9 protein-coding genes are annotated in these 10,767 nt (G+C 52.3%); 5 read left to right on the top strand and 4 right to left on the bottom strand.

Annotated features, from left to right (window positions below; all coding sequences use genetic code 11):
* Positions 1-256 precede the first annotated feature (256 nt).
* Positions 257-631 carry a VOC family protein gene (locus V0288_RS24440; protein ID WP_332867808.1) on the top strand — a complete coding sequence of 125 codons (375 nt, stop codon included), beginning with the start codon at positions 257-259 and terminating at the stop codon, positions 629-631.
* Between the two features lie 87 nt (positions 632-718).
* Here V0288_RS24440 and leuD read toward each other — a convergent pair whose 3' ends face one another.
* Entirely contained in the window at positions 719-1,309 is a 591-nt protein-coding gene (leuD, locus tag V0288_RS24435; protein WP_332867807.1) for a 3-isopropylmalate dehydratase small subunit, read from the bottom strand.
* Between the two features lie 175 nt (positions 1,310-1,484).
* Between leuD and V0288_RS24430 the strand changes: the two genes are divergently transcribed.
* Positions 1,485-3,173, top strand: coding sequence for a hypothetical protein (locus tag V0288_RS24430; protein WP_332867806.1), 1,689 nt, complete (start codon positions 1,485-1,487; stop codon positions 3,171-3,173).
* On the opposite strand, the gene ribD is transcribed toward V0288_RS24430, so the two are convergent.
* Positions 3,125-4,258, bottom strand: a complete 1,134-nt coding sequence (gene ribD / locus V0288_RS24425) for a bifunctional diaminohydroxyphosphoribosylaminopyrimidine deaminase/5-amino-6-(5-phosphoribosylamino)uracil reductase RibD (protein ID WP_332867805.1) — start codon at positions 4,256-4,258, stop codon at positions 3,125-3,127. The two genes, V0288_RS24430 and ribD, sit on opposite strands and share 49 nt — an antisense overlap.
* 342 nt (positions 4,259-4,600) lie before the next feature.
* On the opposite strand from ribD, the gene V0288_RS24420 reads away from it, so the two are divergent.
* From V0288_RS24420 to V0288_RS24410, 3 genes are all read left to right on the top strand, one after another.
* On the top strand, positions 4,601-6,043 hold the full coding sequence (locus tag V0288_RS24420; protein ID WP_332867804.1) for an ammonium transporter: 1,443 nt from the start codon (positions 4,601-4,603) through the stop codon (positions 6,041-6,043).
* A 420-nt stretch (positions 6,044-6,463) separates the two neighbouring features.
* Positions 6,464-7,900, top strand: coding sequence for an ammonium transporter (locus V0288_RS24415; RefSeq protein WP_332867803.1), 1,437 nt, complete (start codon positions 6,464-6,466; stop codon positions 7,898-7,900).
* 125 nt (positions 7,901-8,025) lie between these two features.
* Positions 8,026-9,222, top strand: a complete 1,197-nt coding sequence (locus V0288_RS24410) for a 4-hydroxy-3-methylbut-2-enyl diphosphate reductase (RefSeq protein WP_332867802.1) — start codon at positions 8,026-8,028, stop codon at positions 9,220-9,222.
* Here V0288_RS24410 and V0288_RS24405 read toward each other — a convergent pair.
* Both V0288_RS24405 and V0288_RS24400 read right to left on the bottom strand, forming a co-directional pair.
* Positions 9,209-9,847: a hypothetical protein gene (locus tag V0288_RS24405; RefSeq protein ID WP_332867801.1), complete on the bottom strand. Its 639-nt coding sequence runs from the start codon at positions 9,845-9,847 to the stop codon at positions 9,209-9,211. The genes V0288_RS24410 and V0288_RS24405 overlap by 14 nt on opposite strands.
* Positions 9,848-10,154: 307 nt before the next feature.
* A complete protein-coding gene (locus tag V0288_RS24400) occupies positions 10,155-10,685 on the bottom strand; it encodes a hypothetical protein (RefSeq protein ID WP_332867800.1) in 531 nt (176 codons plus the stop codon).
* Positions 10,686-10,767: the final 82 nt, after the last annotated feature.

Below are 10,767 nucleotides of genomic sequence, written 5' to 3'. Positions count from 1 at the left end.
AGGAGTCAGGAGTCAGGAGTCAGGAGTCAGGAGTCAGGAGTCAGGAGTCAGGAGTTAGGAAGGAGAATAAAGGATAAAATATTCTCGATTTGATAAAAAGTCGGATTTATTCTTGAAAATCATACTTCTCTAGTTTTTAGACCGTCAGAAATGATTTAGGCAAGCCATTTAATGTAAATTATTGTAAAATTCTCTTGACTTTCGTTCCTAAAATCCCGTGTCTATTCCTAATCCCGATTCGCGAATCCCGATCTGCTTGCAGCAGCGCTTCGCTCCCGCCCGTTGCGCTCATACCGCTATTTTAGTCGCGGATCTGGACAGATCCGTGTATTTTTACGAGACGGTTTTAGGATTGACGCGGATCGATCGATCCCTAAAATACTCCGGAGTCTGGTATCAGATCGGCGATCACCAGATCCATCTTATCGTCGATCCAGATTTCCAAAGTACCCGATATAACGGGGAAAAGTGGGGAAGAAACCCCCATTTCGCTCTCATTGTCGAAGATATAGAACAAGCCCGCGTCTATCTCGAAGAACGCGGTTATCCCGTCCAGATGAGCGCGTCGGGAAGACCGGCCCTTTTCGTAAGCGATCCTGACGGGAATATTATCGAGATGAGTCAAGGGTGAGGGAGATGGGGAGATGAAGAGATGGAGAAGAGAAAGTTATCTAGAAGATCTATCCTCCTGACTCCTGCCTCCTTCCTCCTGACTCCTTCACGAATAGCTTAAATAGGGTAATTTCGCGGCGGTTTCTCGGATGGACTCGATATCTTGAATCAATTGTCCGCAGGAGTCCCAACTGCCCTCTAGTAGCATCTGCCGCGAACCTTCTCCCATCGAGATGCTGGCGGTAAAATCTCCGAGTTCGACTTCCATTTTTTCTAGGGAGAGATCGAGGGGGATGTCGGGATTGGATTCGATGAGATCCTGTAGGTGTTTGACGGTTTCACCGGACGCGGTGACGCAGGGAACCCCGTTGGCGATACAGTTGCCGAAGAAAATCTCCGCGAAACTCTCGCCGATAATACCTTGAATGCCCCACCGGATAATCGCTTGGGGCGCGTGTTCGCGGGAGGAACCACAGCCGAAATTGGCGTTGACGACGAGGATTTTCGCGCCTCGGTATTGCGGCAGATCGAAAGGATGCTGTCCGTTTAGGGCCGATCGATCGTCGGCGAAAACCTGTTCTCCCAGTCCCTCGAAGGTGACACAGCGGAGAAATCGGGCGGGAATAATGCGATCGGTGTCGATATCATCCCCTCTTAAGGGGATTCCCTTTCCGGAGATGGTTTTCACTTGACTCATAATTACTTCGGTTTCTAAATCGGCCGGTCGATCGAATTCCGCTCGATCGTCCCGTCCCCCAGTATACTTCGTTTCCCGCGGTGTCTTATCAACTCGTAACCGTTTCCCTAGCGGGGAAAATCATGAGCTAATCTAGTAACATCGCCCCCCGTAGCGGCTATTAGAGGATATCCATATGATAGCGACATCGATCGAGCGCGTTACCGAGACCAACCCGCAATTAGCGCGGGAATGGCAAGGACGGCTCACCCCGAAAAACCTGATGATCGCCACGACTATCTCGATCGTCGGTCAGGCTCTAGTCTATTTATACTTCCGAGATCTCTTACCCACGGCGCAAGGATTCAATCGATACTGTACCGCCAGTCCGCCCCCCACTTTTCCCAACTACTCCCCCTATCCGAATCAATTCTGTATCCAGGACTTAAACGGTCAGTGGATGATCCTCAGCGAGCTTTGGTGGTTGGATATCTTTACCTTCCTCAGTGTCGTCGGGATTTTCGCCCTCCTGGTGGTGGGAACCTATCAACTAATCGCCGATATCTCCACCGAGGAACGGCAGGGAACACTCAATTTTATCCGTCTCAGCCCTCGATCGGCCCGGGATATTTTTATCGGGAAAATTCTCGGGGTTCCCGTCCTGTTGTATTGGGTGGCGATTCTGGCTTTACCCTTCCATCTGGTGGCGGGATTGTCCGCGGGTATCCCTTTCGGCATGATCCTGGCGTTTTACGCGGTTTTGCTGGCGGGTTGCGCCTTTTTCTACTGCGCCTCGATCGCTTTCGCCCTCGCCAGTCAATGGCTGGGAGGGTTTCAAGCGTGGCTGGGTAGCGGGACGGTGGCGATCTTTCTCTTCTTCACCACCCTGTTAGCCCTATCGGGGTACGCTTCCTACCGGACTCCGTTCGATTGGTTAAATTTGTTCTATCCCGGTTTCTTACTGCCCTACCTCGTGAAAGCCACGTTTTTACCCCCTTACACGGTGCGCTACCTGGGTATTCAACCGATGTCGCCCTCCCTCTGGTACGGACAATCGCTCTGGGAGTCTTTCCCCGCCGGGATGGGTCTGCTCCTACTCAATTTCGGGGTGTGGACGTACTGGTTAACCCGCGCCCTACGGAGACGTTTTCACAATCCTCTAGCCACGCTCGTCAGTAAAACGCAAAGCTACGGGATGACCGCCTGTTTCTGTATCCTTACGCTGGGTTTTCTGTTTCAAACCCTCGAACCGAGTTATCTCGCCGATAATTTCGCGATCTTAACCGCTTTTCTGGCGATTTACTCTTTATTTCTCGTGATCGTTCTCACCCCCTCCCGTCAGGCGGTACAGGATTGGGCGCGCTACCGTCACCAAAACGGCGAGAAAGGAATGGCCTCGTGGAAAGCGTTATTGTTTAGCGAGAAAAGTCCCGCTATTGTTGCCATCGCGACGAATCTAGCCATCGCCGCCGTTTCTTTCGTTCCCGCCCTTCTCATCGCCCCTCTCGACGAGTATAAACTGCCGATGTTCGGCGGTTTCCTGTTGACGGTGAATATGATGCTGGTATACGCGGCGCTCGCGGCGTGGGTGATGTTGTGGAAAACGAATCAACGATCTCTGCTCGCGACGGGAACGATCGCCACGGCCGTGATGTTTCCAGTGGTCTGCTTCGGCGCGCTGGGAATTCTCCCGTTTAACTCCCCGTTATTGTGGGGTTTCTCGTTTTTGCCGGTTCTCGCCGCCCGTTACGCCACGATTTTCTCGTTCGGTCTGGCCTTTTTGGGGCAGAGCTTGGTTTTAACCCTACTCGCCCTGCAAATCAATCGCCAAGTCCGTCAGATCGGCGCTTCCGCCACGAAAGCGTTATTATCCGAGGCTAAATAGCCCTCGATCAAGATATCGGGGTCTAGATAGCGAACGTTCACGTTCTCTAGCATTAAAGCCCGCGTCATGAGATCCAATCCCAGATCCCCGACCGGGCCCGGGGCATTCATCCCGCCGATAATTTTCGGGGCGATGAATGCCATTATTTTTTGGACGGTTCCCTCGGCGATCGCCCGCGCGGCCAGGATTCCCCCGCACTCCCAGAGAACTTTACAGAAGCCCCGATCGTACAGATCCGCCATCACCGCGCTAGGGGTCAGGCTCGGCAGTTCGATGACCTCGATTTCTTTTTTTAACAGTTGTTGCTGTAGCTTGACATTCGGGATATCTTGTGTGTATACGATGGTGTGGGCTTCGATCGTTTCCCACAGACGAGCTTGGAGGGGGAGATCGAGCGATCGACTCATGACGACGCGGACGGGGTTGCGATCGGATCTGCCGTGGGTGGTGAGTTCGGGATCGTCCTGACGTACCGTGTTACCGCCGACGATCACCGCGTCGCAGGTGGCGCGCAGTTTATGAACGATCGCTCTCGATTCGGGATGGGTGATCCAGGAACTATGGCCGGAGGTAGTGGCGATCTTGCCGTCGAGGGTCATGGCGTATTTCAAAATTCCGAAGGGTTTCCGGAACCGGACGCGATGGAAAAATCCCTCGTTGAGTCGCGCGCATTCCTCCTCCTCGATGCCGACGACGGTTTCGATACCGGCTTCCTGTAAGCGTCGGATTCCCCGGCCGGCCACGAGGGGGTTGGGATCGATCGTGCCGATGACCACTTTGGCGATGCCCGCTTGTAGGATCGCCTCGGTACAGGGAGGGGTTCGCCCGTGATGGTTACAGGGTTCGAGATTCACGTATAGCGTGGCGCCCCTCGCTTTTTCCCCCGCTTGCCGGAGGGCGAAAACCTCCGCGTGGGGCTGTCCCGCGCCGGGGTGAAATCCCTCGCCGACGATCTCCCCCTCCCGGACGATCACGGAACCGACGAGAGGGTTGGGAGAGGTGCGTCCCTCCGCCTGACGGGCGAGATCCAGACAACGCCGGATGAGGATTCGATCGTTTTCCGTCGCCCGTGTCTGTTGATTCATGCCTATTTCCTTATTCTCCGAATCGATCGCTCTCTATCTCTACCATTATCGAGGAATCGTATCTCTCTCGATGTCATCCCTCGCGAGAAAATTCTCGTTAATAAATGTAACGGAATATACAGAAAATAAAGTTTAAAAAAAACAAAAATCAAAAAACCTTATTTTTTCGACTCGCTCCTATAGAGAGAATCGATCGCTCCCTCTCCAAAAGCGCCCGCGACTATTCGTGGATAGCCGGAGAAGTCGATCGTCCGTTGGCGGACAGTATCGCTTAGTGATTCAGACTTGAACCTTTCCCGCGACGTTTTTACACACCTAACCCTTCATTTTGACAAGCTAACGATGAAACGAATTCCTAGACAATCGGTAGAGATTCTCGGCTCGTCGGTGAGGATCAGACCTACTTGGTTGGCTTGTATTCCCCTGGCGGCGATTATCTTCGTCGTCTGGAATACGGCCGTCCAAGCGCAGGACGCGAAGCCCCTAACCCCCGAAGACGTGCAGAACGCGCTGAACACGATCTGGGTATTAATCGCCTCGATTCTCGTGATCTTCATGAACGCGGGTTTCGCCATGCTAGAAACCGGCTTCTGTCGTCAGAAAAACGCCGTTAACGTTCTCGCCAAAAACCTGATCGTCTTCGCGCTCTCGACGATCTCCTTCTGGGCGATCGGTTTTTCCCTGATGTTCGGGGCGGCTAGTAACGAGATTTTCGGGACGGGAGGCTGGTTTCTCGGTAGTAGCGATCCCGCGACCTACGCGATGCCCTCGTATTTACCGACCTCCGTTTTCTTCCTGTTCCAGGTCGCTTTCGCGGGAACCGCCGCCACGATCGTCTCCGGGGCGGTCGCCGAACGGATCAAGTTCGTCGATTTCCTCGTTTTCAGCTTGATTATCGTCGGTATCCTCTACCCGATCACCGGTCACTGGATCTGGGGGGGCGGTTGGTTGGCCGATCTCGGTTTCAAAGACTTCGCGGGTTCGACCGCGGTTCACTCGGTCGGCGGTTGGGCGGCGTTAACTGGGGCGGTGATTCTCGGCCCCCGGATGGGCAAATACGTCAACGGACGCGCCAGTGCCTTACCCGGCCACAATATGAGTATCGCTACCCTCGGTTGTTTGATTCTCTGGATCGGCTGGTTCGGATTTAACCCCGGTTCGGCTCTCGCGGTCAATGAAAGTGTGCCGTACATCGCCGTGACGACCAACCTCGCCGGTGCCGCCGGGGCGATCGCCGCCACGTTTACCGCGTGGGCGAAAGACGGCAAACCCGACCTCTCGATGATTATCAACGGGGTTCTCGCGGGATTGGTGGCGATTACCGCGGGTTGTGACGGGGTTTCCTACTGGTCTGCCGTGATTATCGGCGCGATCGCGGGCGTGTTGGTGGTGTATGCCGTGTCTTTCTTCGATAAGCTGAAAATCGATGACCCGGTCGGCGCGACGAGCGTTCACCTCGTCTGCGGTGTGTTCGGAACCCTGGCGGTGGGGATTTTCAACAAGGACGCGGGACTGATCACCGGTCAATTTGAATTACTGGGTAAGCAAATTATCGGGATCGTCGCGGTCGGGGCGTTCACGCTCATCACGAGCGGGATCGTCTGGTACGTTCTCAAATCCACCCTCGGTATCCGGGTCACTCCCGAGGAAGAGGTGGAAGGTCTCGATGTCGGCGAACACGGTATGGAAGCCTATAGCGGTTTCGTCAAAGAAGCCGATATTCTCACCGGTAGCTATTCGTCCGGCACTAGCGGCGTTGACGTGGGCGCTCGCTCCAATTTTTAAGCGATCGCTCTCGGTCATCGCGAAGAGAAAAGAGCAAAGGGTTATTCCCGATTCGATCGGTCGCGAAAATTCCCTTTCTCTTTTCTCCTTTTTATCGGTACATTTATCTTCAAACTAAAGAAGAATCGTTCTCTTCTCGATGAAAGTATCGAACAAAATTGATGGAACTCGATGATAATTTTCGCCGATCCGAGAACAGCCTCGAAAATTGTACGCGCCGTATCTTTTGTGTGGGAGAAACACAAGGGCTTGTAATATTTGTTCACACAATTATTGCGAAAGTTAAAAACAAAAGGAAGAAGTATTCTACTTAACCCGATCGCTCGGTAGAATTACCTTTTACTCGTAATCCTTGCGGTTCGATCTACCCTTCGTCAGACGATCGGATCTCTCCGTGCTATATCAACCGACAAACCGACAATGAAAAAGCTCGTAGGAATTACCTTATTCACCCTAACTCTAGGGATGGCTTTGGGCGTGGATATCGCCCCCGTCCTGGCTCAAACCGAAACCGCGGCCGCTCCCCCGAACCCCATCAATCCGGGAGATACCTCCTGGATGTTGATTTCCTCGGCGCTCGTTCTTTTGATGACCCCCGGCCTCGCTTTTTTCTACGGCGGCTTAGTGCGCGCCCGGAACGTTCTCAACACCATGATGATGAGTTTGGTGGCGATGGGCGTGATCGGTGTGACCTGGGTGCTGTGGGGCTATAGCCTCGCTTTCGACGTGAATCTAGCCCCCGGCCAGACTTTCGGCCAGGGACTCGAAGCTTTTATCGGTGGTTTGGACTGGTTCGGTCTTAACCAAGTGACCGCGGAAACTCCCGATCCGATCGGTTACGCGCCCACCGTTCCCCATCAAGTGTTCATGGTCTATCAGATGATGTTCGCCATCATCACCCCCGCGTTAATTTCCGGGGCGATCGTCGAACGGGTCAGTTTTAAAGCGTATTTCTGGTTCTTACTGCTCTGGTCTACCTTTATCTACTCCCCGCTCGCGCACTGGGTTTGGGGGAAAGGTTGGATCGGCGCGACCGGGGCGCTCGATTTCGCCGGGGGAACGGTCGTGCATATTAGTTCCGGGGTTTCCGCGGTCGTGGCGGCCTGGGTGATCGGCCCGCGACGTAACTTCGCGACCCAAGGTCACGCGCCCCATAACGTTCCGTTCGTTCTCTTGGGGATCGGTCTGCTCTGGTTCGGTTGGTTCGGTTTCAACGGGGGAAGCGCGCTCGCGTCCGGTTCCCTCGCGACCACCGCTTTCGTCAACACGACGATCGCTACCTCCGCCGGGGGATTGACCTGGATGATCCTGGAATGGGTACTCCGGCAAAAACCCACCGCCGTCGGTATCGCGACCGGTTTCCTCGCGGGATTGGTCGCCATCACCCCGGCCGCTGGTTACGTCCTTCCCCTCGGCGCGATCCTGATCGGTTCGATCACCTCGGTCGTCTGTTTCTTCGCGGTCAGTCTCCGGGTGAAACTGCGTTTCGATGACTCGCTCGATACCTATCCGGTTCACGGGGTCGGCGGGACGATCGGGGCGATTTTAACCGGTTTTTTCGCGACGAAAGCGGTTAATTCGGCGGGAAATAACGGTTTATTTTTCGGAAATCCCGGACTGGTGTGGACGCAGTTCGTCGGCGTGTTCGCGACCTATGTTTTCGCCGCGGTCGGTACGTTCGTCATCCTGAAACTGCTAGGTTTAGTGATGGATCTGCGGGTGAAACCGCTCACGGAAGAGGAAGGGTTGGACATCCCCCAACACGGCGAGGAAGCCTACGGGAAGGAGTTCGAGTTTTCGGGAAATAGCATTTTTTCCGGCCCCTCCGCCTTTTCCTCGACGCAGGATAAAGAGTAGATCCGTTCGATCGGGAATCCCTCGCTTCAGGATTCCCGATTTTTTTCGCGGGTCGCGACGGGAATCGATCGGCGGGCGTTCTAAGGGATAATATTTTAAGATCAACGCCCTTTCTCGATACCGGCATGGATACCAAAGCTTTTAAACGCTCTTTACAACAATCGGAGAATTACCATCGCAAAGGATTCGGCCACGGGGCCGAGGTGATGGACGCGATGACGACCGAATATCAAAGCGGCCTCGTTCAAGAAATCCGCCAGAATAATTACCGTCTACAACGGGGCGAGGTAACGATCCATCTCGCGAAAGCGTTCGGCTTCTGTTGGGGGGTCGAGCGCGCCGTGGCCATGGCCTACGAGACCCGTAAGCATTTCCCGAGCGATCGCATCTGGATAACCAACGAGATCATTCACAATCCCTCGGTAAACGAGCGTCTCCGGGAGATGGAAGTGGGTTTTATTCCCGTGGAAAAGGGAGAGAAGGATTTCAGCGCGATTTCTACCGGGGACGTGGTGATCCTGCCCGCGTTCGGCGCGAGTGTTTCGGAAATGCAGATATTAAACGACAAAGGTTGCACGATCGTCGATACTACCTGTCCCTGGGTATCGAAAGTCTGGAACTCGGTGGAAAAGCATAAAAAACGCGACTATACCTCGATCATTCACGGCAAGTACAACCACGAGGAAACGATCGCCACGAGTTCGTTCGCGGGAACCTATCTGGTGGTGTTGAATTTGGAACAGGCGAACTATGTCTGCGATTACATCCTCCGCGGGGGAGATAAAGCGGAATTTCTCGCCAAGTTTAAAAACGCCCACTCGGAAGGGTTCGATCCCGATCGAGATCTCGAACGCGTCGGCATCGCCAATCAAACCACCATGCTCAAGAGCGAAACCGAGGAGATCGGCAAACTATTCGAGCGCACCCTGCTGAAAAAGTACGGGCCGATCGAGTTTAACGAGCATTTCATGAGTTTTAACACCATCTGTGACGCGACCCAGGAACGCCAGGACGCGATGTTCGAGTTAGTCGAGGAAAAATTATCGTTAATGGTGGTGATCGGCGGCTATAATTCCTCGAACACGACCCATTTACAGGAAATCGCGGTCGATCGATCGATTCCCTCCTATCACATCGACAGCGCCGCGCGTATCGGGCCCGGCAATCGCGTCGAACATAAACCTCTCGGCGAAGATTTACTCGTCACCGAGAATTGGCTACCCGAGGGATCGATCGTCGTCGGGGTGACTTCCGGCGCGTCCACTCCCGATAAGGTGGTGGAAGAGGTGATCGAGAGGATTCTGGCGATTAAAAACCACTAAATCCGGTCGCCCCTAAATATACCTCGCGCCAGGAGGGGGGGCGATAATCCGCGTTGTGGGAGCGATCGACGTAACCGACGACATCCGGTAAATCCCGCCAGTGGATTTCCTGTTTGAGAAACATCACTAATTTGTCTTCCCAGCCGATCGGATAATCGCGGACGATCGGGTGTTTGACAACGATCGGCTGGAATTGATCTTCATCCATATCGACGATCAGATCGAGATTCAAAACTCCGAGGGGACGGACAAACATTCCCGTGGCGGCGATTTTAAAATCTCCGTCTAACTTGCGCTGTTTGAGGACGACGACGAAATGGCCTCCCTCGGGGATTTTGTAGGGGATCGCGCTTTTGTCGCGGACAACATTCACCTCGACGTTATAGCCTTTGCTTAAGCCGTCTTCTAGGGAAATTCCCTCGTATTCCTGATCGGGATGGGGGACGTAGATGGTGAATTGGTGTAAATCGCGCCACGGGTTATCGATCGCCTCGTCGCTTTCTTCCTTCCATTCCGTGTACGCTTTCCGCATTTCCTGACCGACATAACTATCTCGATCGCACAGGTTGATCAGGGACATATTGATCACCGCCTGCTCGAACCGCGTCGCCCCTAGTACGTTCATCGCCTTCTCTCCGTGACAGCTTTTTCTATTCTGCGATCGGGCGTTCGATCGTTTCTGTAGTGAGTCTAACGATTCATTGTGGACTACTAATAAGAAAATTATCGGCAAATTAATTTTTGTTGAGATTTGCGATCGGATGTTTTGTGCCGCAAAGTTCTGTTCGATTAAAAACCTAATGAAGATATGATATTCTTAACAGGGTTATTAACGCTCTTTGATCACCGCAAGATAGCTATCGATCGTGCGAAGGTTTATATTTCTCTCACGCCAAAGGTTTGAGGCTGAAGTTACTAACCGTTTCCGTCGATTAGATGGGTTTAACTCCATACCAGTTAGAATGCCAGCCGCCCAACTCGATATCTACAGTAATAATTTTAAAATCTTTTCCATATTTAGGTAAATAAGCTCTTTCCTTTAACCATTCTGCCGTCTTTTGCAAAGATTTAAAGCTTTTGATTTTTTCAATTAAATCTGAGGCTTTAATTATAGGTACTTCTGGATTTTGAATATCGAAATGACCGATCCAGTTTTTAGATACTACGATAGTTATAAAATTATAAGTCGTATCAATATTTAAAACCGATTCGATCAATTTTTTGTTTGATTTTTTATAGGCATTTTGTATTTTTAGTGCTTGTTGTACTCCTTTAGAAAGTTCTTTCGATCGATCATGACATTCTCTTATGTCGGCTGGATAAATAAACCACTTTAATTCCATAACAATACAAATTTTTTCTTGTCTGTCAATCAAAGCTAAATCTATATCCGTACTCTCTATTGATCCGTATTTGTGATCCAGATTTAGAGACTTTGCGAGATCTAGAAACTCGTCTCTCATGATTTTTTCCTTACCTTTAACTAGATTTACAGCCTTTCTCACAAAGATGAGGTATACTGTTATCGATAGCTAAATTGAACGA

Source organism: Pannus brasiliensis CCIBt3594 (assembly GCF_036688125.1).
Lineage (GTDB): Bacteria > Cyanobacteriota > Cyanobacteriia > Cyanobacteriales > Microcystaceae > Pannus > Pannus brasiliensis.
Note: the sequence above shows the minus strand (reverse complement) of the source record. Positions and strands in the feature narration are given on the sequence as shown.